This window comes from Alteromonas sp. ABV4_150 (genome assembly GCF_056311745.1).
Genome location: NZ_CM149971.1, coordinates 3,939,266 through 3,952,338, shown reverse-complemented (window position 1 = coordinate 3,952,338; position 13,073 = coordinate 3,939,266). Strand labels below are relative to the sequence as shown.

The window sequence follows — 13,073 nt, the reverse complement described above, 5'->3', positions numbered from 1 at the left end:
GGATTGAATAAATGAATAAAGCAGTTTCGGTTTATTTTGTGAGTGCATTAGTAACGGCAGGTACAGCAATGACTGCTGCTAACGCTGCGGTAGAATTAGATACTACAGGTTCAACTATTGGCAACAACAATGCTCACGAGGTTGTCAGTGCTCATGACGCTATTCAGGCTAATGCCACAGTAAACACCAGTCAGCCTAAAGCTTCATCGCTTATCAATGATTCTGCGAGTACGTCGCTGCAGGCGTTGTTAAGCGATATGAAACAGTTTCGTGCAAGCTTTGCGCAAACAGTAGTCGATGCGCAGCAAAATGTGGTGCACGAGGCTCAGGGGACGTTAACCATGACCCGCCCCAATAAGCTTCGCTGGGAAACCACGTTTCCGGATGAAACCCTATTGGTTGCCGATGGCGAAGCGGTTTGGAATGTGGATACCTTCGTAGAGCAGGTGACAGTCCTATCTCAAGACAATGCGATTAAAGATAACCCTATTGTTTTGCTTACATCGACAGATGAAGCAACGTGGTCAAAGTTCTCTATCAGTCAATTAAATAGCGGTTCATCGGCTGTAACGCCTGAAAACGGCGCGGCAGGCAGCATCAATGGTGTTAGCGCAACAAAAAGCTACCAAATCACGCCTAAAGAACAGGGGGGCCAAATCGCAACGCTTACACTAAGCTTTAATCAAGATAATGAGCTCGCTTCGCTTAATATGCTCGATGCGCAACAGCAAATCAGCACCTTAGTGTTCAATAATATTGAAACTCGCTTTCCAGTGCCAGCCGACACCTTCTCAGTTGATATTCCAGATAGCTTCATAGTTGATGACCAGCGTTAATCAAGAATTTGCGCCGCTCGCGGCGCGCATGCGCCCAGTTACCATTGAACAGTATAGCGGTCAGGAACATTTACTAGGCGAAGGTAAGCCGCTTCGTAAAATGCTAGAGGCGGGCCACTGCCATTCTATGATCTTGTGGGGGCCGCCCGGCACAGGCAAAACTACCCTTGCTGAACTCATTGCTCAATACACGAACGCGTCTGTATTGCGTATTTCTGCGGTTACCTCTGGGGTTAAAGACATCAGAGCCGCTATGGACACGGCTGAAGAAAACGCCTGTTATAACCAGCGAACCTTGTTATTTGTTGACGAAGTACACCGATTCAACAAAAGCCAGCAGGACGCGTTTCTTCCATTTGTTGAATCGGGTGTAGTTACCTTTATAGGCGCAACAACAGAGAACCCGTCGTTTGAATTAAACAAAGCGCTTTTATCGCGTGTACGTGTTTATGTGCTAAAGACACTCGAACACGAAGCACTGTCTGAATTGATTGATAGAGCGCTAAGCGATACTGAAAAAGGTCTGGGGGACAAAGCCCTTGGTATTGAAGAAACTGCCAGAAACGCGCTCATAGATTTAAGTGGCGGCGACGCACGCCGTCTTCTCACGTATTTGGAACTAGCTGCAGACTTCACCGGAGAAAACGAGATAACCGTTAGCGATGTTGAGCATGCCGTAGGTGAGAAGGTCGCAAGCTACGACAATAAAGGCGATACCTTCTACGACCTGATTTCAGCTTTTCATAAATCTGTAAGGGGTTCAGATCCCGACGCTGCACTTTACTGGTATGCAAGAATTTTGGATGGCGGCGGTGATGCACTTTACGTAGGAAGGCGATTACTGGCTATCGCGTCTGAAGATATTGGTAACGCCGACCCCAGGGCTATGCAGCTATGTATAAACGCATGGGATACATTCCATCGCGTAGGGCCTGCAGAGGGCGAGCGTGCCATCGCACAAGCCGCTGTTTACTGTGCCTTAGCTGCAAAAAGTAATGCGGTTTACATGGCGTTTAATGAAGCAAAAGCGTTAGCGCGAAAGACCTCGGATGCACCGGTTCCTATGCATTTGCGCAATGCACCTACATCGCTAATGAAAGAGCTCGGTCATGGAGACGGTTATCGCTATGCACACAACGAGCCGAATGCCTTCGCAGCTGGCGAAACATACTTACCAGATAGCCTTGCCGGTACTCGCTTGTATAATCCTAACGAACGCGGTTTAGAGAAAGCTTTGAAAGCCAAGCGTGAATTTCTCGATTCACTTAATGCGAGAAGTAACAATAAAAGGTAAAGTTGCAGACAAGTAACTCAACTAGTTCAGATTATATGAATTAGTTAATAAAAAATGCGCTAGGGAGTTTTCGTGCCTCAAGGGTTAGCTTTGTATTGTTTTATTGCCGCTGGCGGTGCGACCGGCGCCTGTTTACGCTATTTTGTTACCACAAGTGTTGATTCCTTATTTGGAAAACACATGCCGTTTGGTACACTAACGGTGAATGTGGTCGGGTCGTTTGCACTCGCATTACTGTACGGTTTTATCGAACGTCATGATTTAAGCGACTCTCCTTACCGAGCGCTTATCGGTGTAGGGCTATTAGGTGCCTTTACTACATTCTCAACATTTTCCGTTGAAACCTTAACTTTATTAGAAAACGGGTTGTGGCTAAAAGCCGCAGCAAATGTATTTCTTAACGTTGGCGCTTGCCTAATAGCAGGTTGGCTAGCCATTCAATTGATGAAAGGATAATTAGAAACACATGTTAGATCCAAAGTGTTTGCGAAGCGATATAGAACAAACAGCTAAGCGATTAGCTGCCCGTGGTTTTAACCTCGATGTAGCAGCTTTCAGTTCGCTTGAAGAAAAAAGAAAAACACTTCAGTCCAGAACACAGGATCTGCAAAACGAGCGCAACGTACGAAGTAAATCCATTGGTAAAGCTAAGGCGCAGGGCGAAGATATTGCACCGCTATTGGCTGAAGTGGGTAAGCTTGGTGACGAGCTTGACGCCGCTAAAGCGGAACTTAGCGAACTGTTGGAAGAAATTAACTCCCTTACGCAAGGCATTCCTAATTTGCCACACGAGTCTGTACCAGCGGGTAAAGACGAAGATGACAATGTTGAGATTTCTCGATGGGGCGAACCACGCACGTTTGATTTTGAAGTTAAAGATCATGTTGATGTGGCTGAAGGCTTAAACAACGGCTTAGATTTCGCCACCGCAAGTAAGCTTACGGGAAGCCGCTTTGTAGTGATGCGCGGCGATATTGCTCGCCTAAATCGTGCAATTGCTCAGTTCATGCTAGATACCCATACACAAGAGCATGGCTACCAAGAGATGTATGTGCCTTACTTGGTTAATGCTGACAGCCTTTATGGCACAGGTCAGCTGCCTAAATTTGGTGAGGATCTATTTCACACCAAGCCAGCCACCGAAGAAGGACAGGGGCTTAGCCTAATTCCAACGGCGGAAGTTCCGCTAACTAATATTGCACGCGATGAAATATTAGATGCGAAATCACTGCCCGTGAAAATGACAGCACATACGCCTTGCTTCCGCTCAGAAGCTGGTTCTTACGGTCGTGATACTCGCGGCCTTATTCGTCAGCATCAGTTCGACAAGGTAGAACTTGTACAGTTAGTTAAGCCGGAAGAGAGCTTTGACGCGCTAGAAGCACTTACAGGCCATGCTGAAGTTATTCTTCAAAAGCTAGAATTGCCGTATCGTAAAGTGCTGCTATGTACCGGTGACATGGGCTTTGGTGCATGTAAAACCTATGACTTAGAAGTTTGGCTACCTGCACAAAATACTTATCGTGAAATTTCTTCATGTTCAAACATGTTGGACTTCCAAGCACGACGCATGCAGGCTAGATTCCGTAACCCAGAAACGAATAAAACTGAACTTCTTCACACATTGAATGGTTCTGGTTTAGCGGTAGGGCGTACGCTTGTTGCTATTTTAGAGAACAATCAACAAGCAGACGGTAGCGTTTCCATTCCTGAGGCGCTTGTGCCTTATATGGCTGGCCAGGAAGTTATTAAAGCAAGCAATTAACCCACTTTGAAGTGGCGAATCATTTCCGCCAGTAATAATATGAAATCCGATATGAGTATTCGTATCGGATTTTTTTATATTATTGATGGATATTCTTTATGTGCGGATTTATACAGCGTATTACTGACTCACCTGACGTTATTGCGCTACTTGAAGAAGTCGGGCTTACACAAACCATTCCGCTTTTTGTCAACGAATCTTCCACAAGCAATGTCATTAACTTTTATCCCGCATTTGGAAAAGCAGCTGAACGGCAAATAACCAATATAATCGTATCTAGTGATAGCACAATAGATGCGACATGGTGGTTTGATGCTAAGCCCGTTGGCAACACGCTAGAGGTTGGGAACAGAACAACATTTAACGCACGAAACTTAGATAGCCCTTATTGGGGAAAGTTTATTCGTGAACGGCGGGCTATAGTTGTAGCAACGGCAGTAGGTGAGTCTAACCCGGTTGGAAAAGCAAAATCACATTATTTAATGAAGCCCACAAGCGGCGCCTTACTTATTGGCGCGGTATACCGGCGGTTTAGTAATGGGTTGTTTTCCTGTGCGGTGGTGACACGTCCGCCCATAGATGGCTTTAGTCAGTATCATGAAAAATCTATTCCATGCTTTCTTCCTCACGATAGTCACGCTATTAATGCATGGCTAACCGCTGACAAACATGGCTCGTTAAATGATGATGTAGTGTATATTTTGAATAACCCTCGCATTTATACCGACCTTGAAGTTACGCGAGTAAAAACGTTTAAAAGCGCTCAGGCAATGGGGGAAATTAATATATTAAAGGCTGACGAAAACTATTGATTTAAACTAGCAAGAGAACAAAATAAAGGCGGCAATAACAACAGCCGCCTGTGATAACCTCTGTGCTAAATAACGCTTTATTTAAGGTAAGAAAGCAAGGTTTCCTCGTCCGCACCTAAAACATTCTTTTTCACTTCTTTATCGACCGCATCTGAACATTGAGATGACATTCCGTTTCTCAATTTACCAAGAAACCCTGGCCCGCTAATAATATCTATTGAGCCTATCGCACCTCGTTTACGCTCGCCATCCAGCCAGTCAGCAATGTCACTGGCAAATCGTTCATCTTCGAGTTCAGCGGCATCTTTTCGGTTCATGCTATCAACGCCCGGTACCTGCGAAGCGGGAGCCGATTGCCTGCCGGGTTTATCTGTATAAATGTCTTGGTCACTCGCGCCACTAAACTCATTGTGCCATTTCTTTACTTCAACAAGCGCACTTCCGTGGTTGGTATAGGTGTAAGCTGTGGCGTTGTCGTGGTTGGCCACAATTACGTAGTGTTTCTGAACTGTCATACAGCCTCCTATGTCCATTTATGTAAAACATTCACGTTTATGGTGTTCGGTGAAAGACAAGTATGAAAAATGTGCCTAAAACCTCAGTTAAAACGCTAATGTAAAAGAGGTGTTGCAATATCAACACCAAAGCCAAGAAAGATAACAATAGGGTGGCGCTTCTTAGAGCTACCTCGAATTAAGCTTCAACCCGAGCAGCAACTTAACGAGTGCTTTTAGTAGAAGGCTAGTAGGTGGGGTTAAGCCTTGTCGATACACACCAATCGATACTGCGATATGACGAGCAAGTAATCTCAAGGAATGTGCGAAAGGGAAAAAGGCTAGCAGAGGGGCGCTAGCGCTTTAAATACAATGCGTAATCGCTTTTACAAGCACTTTGCAGGTTTAGGTAATCCAGCTAGTTTGGTGGCTTGCTTAGCTGGGCCTTTTTTAAAGAGTCGCTGCAGGTATCGGCTACTACCTTTTTCTGGCCCAAACTTATTGGCCATAGCTTTAACCAAAGCACGAATTGCTGGGCTGGTTTCGTACTCTTCATAGAACGCGCGTACGAAACGCACTACTTCCCAGTGGGCCTCGGTTAGCTCAATGTTCTCTTCTTGCGCCAGCAACTCAACCATACCTTCTTCCCAAAGGGTATAGTCGAGTAAATACCCGGCTTTGTCTGTAGGGATCGCTTGCCCTTTATAATTGAAGCTATAGGTTTCTTGTGTCATGAAAGAGGTATCCAGTGCTGATTTTTTGCTGATATTGCAGCAAGTTCTTTGTGGGAAATTGGAGTAACATGTTCGGGAAGATTTACGCCCCTAGTCGCCGCATCTATACTCAAGAACGACAGGTTAAGCGTTGATTTGTCTTTCGCCGTGCTTTTTACCGTATTGGCCAGCTGCTCAAAAAACGCTGCACTCAATGCAGGGGCATAAACGCCGTCACCAACAAATACAACATAAGTGGAAGTCGATTGCTCATAAGTGGCTTCAATAAGCTGTTTGTATTCAGTGCTCAAGTTTGGCGTTGAAATAGTAATAAGCATTAGAATGTCACCACATGATCTACGCTTTGGATAAGCGTGACCTTTTCTTTTGGGGTTACCCATTCACAGTCTAACTCATCAACTAAATTGTTATTGGAAAGAACCTGCTCAATGTCGTAGGTATCTGCACTTGCTTTACACACAAAGCATTCTTCGATATCGAAAAACGGCATGCTAGCTAAACGTTTGGTGTGATTTTTTAGTCCTTTGGTAGACGCTGCCTTAACAAGCTGCAGTACACCTTGGCTTTCAAAAAGCACCTTAACATCGTGCCCATAGTTTGTTGCAGCAAGCGCAAAATCTAAACCGTCTTGGCTTTTAGCATTGGAAAAAGGGCTTTGCGTAAACCTAATAAGTAGTTGCGCCATTAGAATTGTACCAACCTGTTGCAATCATGGAGCGCAGTGAAGAATTCGCCCAAGCCAGCTTGCTCGAAAGGCGCGGTTAAGTTGGCCTGAGACAACCCATTTTCTTTCGCCTCTAACTCACTAACAATACCTCGCTTAACGGCGGCGGTAATGCATACAAGTAACTTTACTTTGTGTTCAGTTGCCAGAGCCTTCCAGCTATCTAGTGCGTAGAGTTCGTCGCCCGTCTTTAGCATTAAGTTGTTAGTGTGGTGTACACCTTCGCTATAAAAGAAAACGTTGTTTATTACATCACCGTTATCGATTACACCTTGTGCAAAGGAGAGGGCACGTAACGCTGTATCTCCATGAAACGGTGATGATGTGATAAGTACTGAATATTCTGCCATACAAATAAAAACACCCCGGTTAAGGGGTGTTTATCTTAAAACCTTTAACGCTGTATTAATCGTCGCCGCCAAATGCACCTAGAAGGTGAAGGATAGACGTGAACAAGTTGTATATGTTCAAGTATAGCGAAACTGTTGCACGAATGTAGTTTGTTTCACCACCGTGGATGATACGACTTGTATCAAACAAAATGAAACCTGACATAATAAACACAATCGCTGCACTGATTGCTAAACTAACCGCTGGAACTGCGAAAAAGATATTCGCAATTGCCGCAACAAGCACTACAACTAGACCTACAACTAAAAAGCCGCCCATAAACGAGAAGTCTTTCTTAGTAGTAAGCGCGTAACCAGATAGCGCGAAGAACACAAGAGCTGTTGCACCTAGCGCTTCCATGATTAAGCCTGGACCTGCTACGCCTAAATAGAAGTTAAGCGTGTAACCTAGTGATGCACCCATTAAACCTGTGAATGCAAACACCCAGTAGATACCAGATGCTGAATCAGCTTTTTTCTGAACTACAAATAACGTAATAAAAGCGCCGATAGTCATAACAAGAGACATCATAGGAGAAATGCCTACTGCCATTGCTATACCAGCACAAACCGCACTAAACGCCAGTGTCATCGCAAGCAGCATATAGGTGTTGCGTAGAACCTTGTTCGTCTGCAATACCGATGGTTGAGATGCACTTGAATACATCGAACGTTGATCCATTGTTTCCTCCAACAGGACTTATGATATGACCAAAATGGTACACAATTAGTTAGTGTATGTTGTATGGGTTTTAGTTCCCATTTTCAAGTAGTTTCAGATGAAAATGGTGTCAGGTGAATATAAAAACATCTCTTATACGTGCTAAACAGTCTATTTGATTGAAATCTCGGCACTTAGACAACTTTTTTAATTTTTCGCTTTACAGTCATAAAAATATCATTAAGATACGCAGCACTTCAGGAGAGTTGGCAGAGCCCGGTTTAATGCACCTGACTTGAAATCAGACGTGGGGTCAAACCCACCGGGGGTTCGAATCCCTCACTCTCCGCCATATCATGAAAACCCGCACATTGTTGCGGGTTTTTTTATGCCCGTCTACCACGTTAGACTTTCGTATAAGACCACAGTCGCATTGTTACATTCCGTTCACATGTTTAGGCTTGCGCTTTTCTTCGCGCAATCTAAAGGTGTTATGTGTCACAAGAAAGTTCTTCTTATCAAAATCTTCACAAATCAAGTAGTAGCTTTGAATCACGAGACGACTATTTAAATCACGAATTACAAATACTTTCTCCTAAACGCTGGCGGTTAAACCTGCCCGGTAAAGACTACCGCGTTGAGTGGGAAGACTTTGTGCCAGGCATGGCGGCGACCATAGGAAAAATCGTTATGGTTGCCGCCGTAGTAGGTGCATTCGCAGCACCGCTAGGGCTATCTCCTGAGTTCGTTATTGAAAACGTGCGCTTTGAATTACTCATTGCAGCAGTCTTGTTCGTTGTTCTGATTTCCGGTTTTCTGAACCCGTCGGCTAATTTAGCAGGTACACACGGCCCGTTACTGCCTTTGGTACCCCTTATTGTTGCATCTGGCGGTCATCCCATGGCGCTTGGCCTGCTCATCGGTTTGTTTGGTTTCATATTAGGCATCACAAAGGGCGGTAGCATACTGGCAAAACTCACCAGTAACGGTGTGTGCGGCGGGCTATTATTATATTTGGGCTTTATAGGCATTACAGGTCAGGTGAAGAAACTCTTTGCGTGGGCAGAGAGTTTTGATATGGCCTATTTAGCATTTGTAGTGCTGATTGCCACTATTCTTATGTACGCATGGCTAGAGCATATTAAAAAACGCTGGTTAGCCATTCCGCTCGGTGCGGTGATGGCAGCAGTAATAGCTTTTGCTTTCGGCGCGCCGTTCGAGTTCACTACCTCGCCGGGTGTGCCTAATTTAAACCCCGCGTACTGGTGGGGAGAAGACACAGGCTGGAAGCTAGGGTTACCAGACTGGTCGCATTTCATTGCTGTGTTGCCTTTTGCTGTGCTTGCGGTATCTATGTGGTCGCCAGACTTTTTAGGGCACCAGGTCTTCCAAAAGCTTAGCTACCCGAAGAAGAGTGCAAGAGCACACATGAACATCGATGATACTATGATCGCTGCTTCTAGCCGTCAGGCGGTAGGAAGCTTATTAGGCGGGGGCAATATCTCGTCATCGTGGGGAACCTATATTATCCCTGCGTCTATTGCGCGTAGACCTATTCCCGGAGGAGCATTAGTTACAGGCCTATTGTGCATTGTCGCTGCGCTATGGGGATATCCTATGGACTTAGCCATTTGGCCACCGGTGCTATGTGTGGCTCTGATAGTTGGCGTGTTTCTTCCGTTAATGGAAGCGGGTATGCAAATGACACGAGAAGGTAAGACAACTCAATCTGCGGCATTGGTCGTTATTTCATCTGTACTGGTTAATCCTGTATTTGGATGGTCTTTTACCATGCTGTTAGATAATTTGGGTGTAGTTGGATGCAAAGACAGGGCAGGTGACTTAGGCAAAGCAGGGCGCTGGGTTATTCCTGGCATCACTTTCTTAATATTGTGCACGGTTATGGCGTTAATCGGTATGTTTCCCGGTGTGCCGGCAATTATGGGTAGCTTCAGAATGTAGTGTTGTAAATATACGGCGTGGTTTTTTACACGCCGTTGTAGCCCCTTGAATTTGTGGCTTGGCTTATTTGCTTGGTGTATCTCTTATCTCTTCTTTTGTTTTGATCCCTCGCGCGGGCTAGATAACTTAACCTTACGGGGGGTTGTAAGGTTACGCGTACCGGTTTTTTCGCTTGCTGCCTTACTCGTCCCAATGTGGGGTATCGCCAAAGTAGTCTGACAGGAAGTCTATGAAAACCCGTAGCTTATTGGATATAAGCTTTCTGTGTGGGTAAACGGCGTACAACGAAATTGCTTGCGGTATGAATTCATTAAGTATGGCTACCAATTCACCGTTTTTAAGCGCTTCACCAACGATAAAAGTAGGCTGAAGTACGTATCCTTCCCCCTGTTTCGCAACATTGGTAAGAACCTCGCCGTTGTTCGCTGTTAGTTTAGGCGTTACCTTCTGAGTATTCGATTTTAACGCTGAAAAAAGTGCCGACTCATCGTTATCGTAGTTCACGTAAGAATATTCAAGATAGTGCTCAGGCCTTAAATCTTTGGGGTGTAATGGGGTACCGTATTTTTTCAGATATACAGGAGAAGCGCACAAAGCAAGCTTAATAGTTGTAATCTTTTTAGCCACCAGCGTTGAGTTGGCAAGGTGACCTGCACGTATTGCGACATCAAACCCTTCGTCTATAACATCGATTTTTCGATCATTAAGCTGCAAGTTTATCAATACGTTTGGGTGTGCTTGTTGAAAGACGCTGAGAGCGTCGGCTAAGTGAAGTGTCGAAAACGTGACAGGAGCACTTACGTATAAAACTCCCTTTGCTTGTGTACTTAGCAATCCTAGCTGACTTTCCATGTCGCTTACACTTTCAAGAATATGATTTGCATGTTGTAAACACTGTTGACCCGCTTCGGTTAAATGGATCTTTCTTGTAGTGCGGTTAAACAAGCGTGTATCAAGTTGTTTTTCTAGCTCTGCAATGTATTTACTCACCAGTTGGTTTGACGTGTCGAGCCTTTCGGCAGCTTTGGTGAAACTGCCCTCGTTTGCAACAACGCTGAATGTTTTCAACAGCGATAATTTATCCATTCTTAATCCGAGTTTATTGACAATGTCATGTTGGTAATCATTCAATATTTTGCGTCTTTATTCAATGGCTGTTGATAACTATTCTATGTATATACGGTTAACGCAGTCGCTACTCAGAAAATGTAAGCAGCGCGCTTTAATGTTTTAAGTTACGACACTTTCTAGAACAAAATATTTTGAGGATAAGGCAATGAATAAACAATTTTTGAAAAGCATTTTTACATCTAACAACAGTTTCTCTGGCTTGGTTTTGCGCGTTCCGGTTGGCATCATCTTGAGTGCCCACGGTGCCCAGAAACTTTTTGCGTGGTTTGGCGGTTATGGTTTAGAAGGTACGGGGCAATGGATGGAGAGCATAGGCTTAGCTCCCGGTTTCTTAATGGCACTGCTAGCTGGAAGCGCTGAATTTTTCGGTGGTCTAGCACTTATCTTGGGTTTACTTACACGTCCAGCTGCTTTGGTAAGCGCCTTCACTATGGTCATTGCTATTTTTAGCGTTCATGCTGCGAACGGGTTATTTATGAGCAACAACGGCTATGAATTTGCGCTCGCGCTCCTAGCTGCGACAAGTGCACTGACAATTCAAGGTGGTGGAAAACTTTCTATCGACGCTCTTATTAGCAATAAGCTGAATAAGTAGAGTAGCGGGAGTAGGTTATCGGAGCCAGCTAGGGTTAGCTGGCTTTCCTTAAAACCAATCCCTAAATTGCGGCTAATAATGAGTGATGCTATGCAACAGCGAATCCAGTCGAATATTTACCAACTAGCTCGGATCACGACAGCCTATATTTCCCATGGCGGAGGCCCGCTTCCACTTCTTGAAATGCGAGCGAAAGATGATGTTCCGTCTAAAGCTTATCACACGGAAATGATTAGTGTGCTGAAAGACTTATCACTAGATCTTCCAAAGCCAGATTTAATCATTGTAATAAGTGCGCACTGGGAAGAAGTAGAAGTGTGTGTGACCACACACCCGCGCCCTACATTGATTTACGATTATTACGGCTTCCCACAACCGGCCTACTCAATAAAATATCCTGCAGAAGGGAACAAAGCGTTCGCGACTTCATTAGTTAAAGGTTTGAAAGAGCGGGGCGTAACGGCGCACGAAGACAGTGAACGCGGTTTTGATCACGGTATGTTTATCCCGTTAAGTATAATGTATCCCAAGGCTGATGTGCCTTGTATTCAAATGTCGATAACGTCTGATTTAAGTGCAGATAAGCATATTAAATTGGGAAAAGCGTTAAGAAAAGCGGTTGAAACTGCTACCAAGGCTAATTCACCGCAAAAACAAATACTAATTTTAGGTTCGGGGTCTTCTTTTCATAACATGCAGGGCTTTTTCGATGACACCAGCGATACAATGCGAAAAGCCACCCGATTTAATAATTGGCTACAAACGACGATGCAAAGCAAGGCATACGGCGAAAATGAGCGCAGCGCTAGATTAGTCGATTGGTCCGAAGCCCCGGACGCACGATATGCCCATCCCAGAGAAGAACATCTTTTACCACTGCAGGTGTGTTACGGCGCAAATGGTAAAGCAGCTGACAAAGCCATTTCGTTAACACTGCTCAATAAACCCGCAAGTATGTTTGTGTGGCACGATTAATTTTATATCTGCATTTATTTTGGCTGGGGCTTGCATTACCAAATGCCGCATAAAAAGAGGATATAGTGTGTGTGCTGTTGCCAATTATTGAGCACTTTGTTTATCAATTGTTCGCTTAGGCTCAAATGTTACAATTAGTACTTTACAGGCTCACAGAAATCATTAAGATACGCAGCACTTCAGGAGAGTTGGCAGAGCCCGGTTTAATGCACCTGACTTGAAATCAGACGTGGGGTCAAACCCACCGGGGGTTCGAATCCCTCACTCTCCGCCAAATTTGAGAAACCCGCACACAGTGCGGGTTTTTTTATGGCTATAATAAATGTTCTGTTGAGTGAGAGGCGACGCAGAGCAGTTCGAGCAGTGTTCGGGAAGTATTAGTGCCTTTAAAAGGGCTTTTATATCACTACCGTTGTTAATTACGGAATTATTAGCCAGTAAAAATCAGCGCATTAGCAATGAAAATTGATTGTGTTTTAATCTAAGTTGATTAAGCTTCTTGCAAAAAGATGAATATTTCACCAGTCGATTGATTTAATTGAAATTAGTGCTTTACAGCGTCATGTAAATCATTAAGATAAGCGTCACTTCAGGAGAGTTGGCAGAGCCCGGTTTAATGCACCTGACTTGAAATCAGACGTGGGGTCAAACCCACCGGGGGTTCGAATCCCTCACTCTCCGCCATATTATGAAAACCCGCA

The 13,073-nt window shown here is 44.6% G+C and carries 15 protein-coding genes and 3 tRNA genes; 11 read left to right on the top strand and 7 right to left on the bottom strand.

Annotation, left to right across the window (positions count from 1 at the left end):
* Positions 1-11: 11 nt before the first annotated feature.
* The 5 genes from lolA to ACYX4M_RS17120 all read left to right on the top strand — a co-directional run bounded on the left by lolA (position 12) and on the right by ACYX4M_RS17120 (position 4,707).
* Complete coding sequence (gene lolA, locus ACYX4M_RS17140; protein ID WP_476081019.1) at positions 12-836, top strand: outer membrane lipoprotein periplasmic chaperone LolA; 825 nt, start codon at positions 12-14, stop codon at positions 834-836.
* On the top strand, positions 823-2,130 hold the full coding sequence (locus ACYX4M_RS17135) for a replication-associated recombination protein A (protein WP_476081018.1): 1,308 nt from the start codon (positions 823-825) through the stop codon (positions 2,128-2,130). The genes lolA and ACYX4M_RS17135 overlap by 14 nt, the downstream gene beginning before the upstream one ends.
* A gap of 72 nt (positions 2,131-2,202) precedes the next feature.
* Positions 2,203-2,586 carry a fluoride efflux transporter CrcB gene (gene crcB, locus ACYX4M_RS17130; protein WP_014949631.1) on the top strand — a complete coding sequence of 128 codons (384 nt, stop codon included), beginning with the start codon at positions 2,203-2,205 and terminating at the stop codon, positions 2,584-2,586.
* 10 nt (positions 2,587-2,596) lie between these two features.
* Positions 2,597-3,895, top strand: a complete 1,299-nt coding sequence (gene serS, locus ACYX4M_RS17125) for a serine--tRNA ligase (RefSeq protein WP_476081017.1) — start codon at positions 2,597-2,599, stop codon at positions 3,893-3,895.
* A gap of 98 nt (positions 3,896-3,993) precedes the next feature.
* Complete coding sequence (locus tag ACYX4M_RS17120; RefSeq protein ID WP_476081016.1) at positions 3,994-4,707, top strand: SOS response-associated peptidase family protein; 714 nt, start codon at positions 3,994-3,996, stop codon at positions 4,705-4,707.
* Positions 4,708-4,784: 77 nt separating this feature from the next.
* Here ACYX4M_RS17120 and ACYX4M_RS17115 read toward each other — a convergent pair whose 3' ends face one another.
* From ACYX4M_RS17115 to ACYX4M_RS17090, 6 genes are all read right to left on the bottom strand, one after another.
* On the bottom strand, positions 4,785-5,222 hold the full coding sequence (locus ACYX4M_RS17115; protein WP_476081015.1) for a host attachment protein: 438 nt from the start codon (positions 5,220-5,222) through the stop codon (positions 4,785-4,787).
* A gap of 365 nt (positions 5,223-5,587) precedes the next feature.
* Positions 5,588-5,935, bottom strand: coding sequence for a TusE/DsrC/DsvC family sulfur relay protein (locus ACYX4M_RS17110; protein ID WP_476081014.1), 348 nt, complete (start codon positions 5,933-5,935; stop codon positions 5,588-5,590).
* Entirely contained in the window at positions 5,932-6,252 is a 321-nt protein-coding gene (locus ACYX4M_RS17105; RefSeq protein WP_476081013.1) for a hypothetical protein, read from the bottom strand. Before ACYX4M_RS17105 ends, ACYX4M_RS17110 begins: the two co-directional genes overlap by 4 nt.
* Positions 6,252-6,620, bottom strand: a complete 369-nt coding sequence (locus ACYX4M_RS17100; protein WP_061485928.1) for a DsrE family protein — start codon at positions 6,618-6,620, stop codon at positions 6,252-6,254. The genes ACYX4M_RS17105 and ACYX4M_RS17100 overlap by 1 nt, the downstream gene beginning before the upstream one ends.
* On the bottom strand, positions 6,620-7,009 hold the full coding sequence (gene tusD, locus ACYX4M_RS17095) for a sulfurtransferase complex subunit TusD (protein WP_476081012.1): 390 nt from the start codon (positions 7,007-7,009) through the stop codon (positions 6,620-6,622). The genes ACYX4M_RS17100 and tusD overlap by 1 nt, the downstream gene beginning before the upstream one ends.
* A gap of 55 nt (positions 7,010-7,064) precedes the next feature.
* A complete protein-coding gene (locus ACYX4M_RS17090) occupies positions 7,065-7,730 on the bottom strand; it encodes a Bax inhibitor-1/YccA family protein (protein ID WP_014949619.1) in 666 nt (221 codons plus the stop codon).
* Positions 7,731-7,969: 239 nt separating this feature from the next.
* Between ACYX4M_RS17090 and ACYX4M_RS17085 the strand changes: the two genes are divergently transcribed.
* Positions 7,970-8,061 (top strand) — tRNA-Ser (locus ACYX4M_RS17085).
* Positions 8,062-8,204: 143 nt separating this feature from the next.
* Positions 8,205-9,671, top strand: coding sequence for a DUF3360 family protein (locus ACYX4M_RS17080; protein ID WP_476081011.1), 1,467 nt, complete (start codon positions 8,205-8,207; stop codon positions 9,669-9,671).
* A gap of 180 nt (positions 9,672-9,851) precedes the next feature.
* On the opposite strand, the gene ACYX4M_RS17075 is transcribed toward ACYX4M_RS17080, so the two are convergent.
* Positions 9,852-10,757 carry a LysR family transcriptional regulator gene (locus ACYX4M_RS17075; protein ID WP_476081010.1) on the bottom strand — a complete coding sequence of 302 codons (906 nt, stop codon included), beginning with the start codon at positions 10,755-10,757 and terminating at the stop codon, positions 9,852-9,854.
* Positions 10,758-10,947: 190 nt separating this feature from the next.
* Between ACYX4M_RS17075 and ACYX4M_RS17070 the strand changes: the two genes are divergently transcribed.
* The 4 genes from ACYX4M_RS17070 (at position 10,948) to ACYX4M_RS17055 (ending at position 13,056) form a co-directional block, all read left to right on the top strand.
* A complete protein-coding gene (locus ACYX4M_RS17070) occupies positions 10,948-11,397 on the top strand; it encodes a DoxX family protein (RefSeq protein WP_334060420.1) in 450 nt (149 codons plus the stop codon).
* 90 nt (positions 11,398-11,487) lie between these two features.
* The gene (locus ACYX4M_RS17065) at positions 11,488-12,372 is read left to right on the top strand and encodes a DODA-type extradiol aromatic ring-opening family dioxygenase (RefSeq protein ID WP_476081009.1); all 885 of its coding nucleotides are present in this window, start codon (positions 11,488-11,490) and stop codon (positions 12,370-12,372) included.
* A gap of 182 nt (positions 12,373-12,554) precedes the next feature.
* Positions 12,555-12,646: transfer RNA gene (locus ACYX4M_RS17060), tRNA-Ser, on the top strand.
* 318 nt (positions 12,647-12,964) lie between these two features.
* Positions 12,965-13,056 (top strand) — tRNA-Ser (locus ACYX4M_RS17055).
* The last annotated feature ends 17 nt before the right edge of the window (positions 13,057-13,073 follow it).

Excerpts from the sequence above, each read along its gene's own strand:
- lolA (WP_476081019.1), top strand. The coding sequence starts at position 12 with ATGAATAAAGCAGTTTCGGTTTATTTTGTGAGTGCATTAGTAACGGCA.
- ACYX4M_RS17135 (WP_476081018.1), top strand. The coding sequence starts at position 823 with ATGACCAGCGTTAATCAAGAATTTGCGCCGCTCGCGGCGCGCATGCGC.
- serS (WP_476081017.1), top strand. The coding sequence starts at position 2,597 with ATGTTAGATCCAAAGTGTTTGCGAAGCGATATAGAACAAACAGCTAAG.
- ACYX4M_RS17120 (WP_476081016.1), top strand. The coding sequence starts at position 3,994 with ATGTGCGGATTTATACAGCGTATTACTGACTCACCTGACGTTATTGCG.
- ACYX4M_RS17115 (WP_476081015.1), bottom strand. The coding sequence starts at position 5,222 with ATGACAGTTCAGAAACACTACGTAATTGTGGCCAACCACGACAACGCC.
- ACYX4M_RS17110 (WP_476081014.1), bottom strand. The coding sequence starts at position 5,935 with ATGACACAAGAAACCTATAGCTTCAATTATAAAGGGCAAGCGATCCCT.
- ACYX4M_RS17105 (WP_476081013.1), bottom strand. The coding sequence starts at position 6,252 with ATGCTTATTACTATTTCAACGCCAAACTTGAGCACTGAATACAAACAG.
- ACYX4M_RS17100 (WP_061485928.1), bottom strand. The coding sequence starts at position 6,620 with ATGGCGCAACTACTTATTAGGTTTACGCAAAGCCCTTTTTCCAATGCT.
- tusD (WP_476081012.1), bottom strand. The coding sequence starts at position 7,009 with ATGGCAGAATATTCAGTACTTATCACATCATCACCGTTTCATGGAGAT.
- ACYX4M_RS17090 (WP_014949619.1), bottom strand. The coding sequence starts at position 7,730 with ATGGATCAACGTTCGATGTATTCAAGTGCATCTCAACCATCGGTATTG.
- ACYX4M_RS17075 (WP_476081010.1), bottom strand. The coding sequence starts at position 10,757 with ATGGATAAATTATCGCTGTTGAAAACATTCAGCGTTGTTGCAAACGAG.
- ACYX4M_RS17070 (WP_334060420.1), top strand. The coding sequence starts at position 10,948 with ATGAATAAACAATTTTTGAAAAGCATTTTTACATCTAACAACAGTTTC.
- ACYX4M_RS17065 (WP_476081009.1), top strand. The coding sequence starts at position 11,488 with ATGCAACAGCGAATCCAGTCGAATATTTACCAACTAGCTCGGATCACG.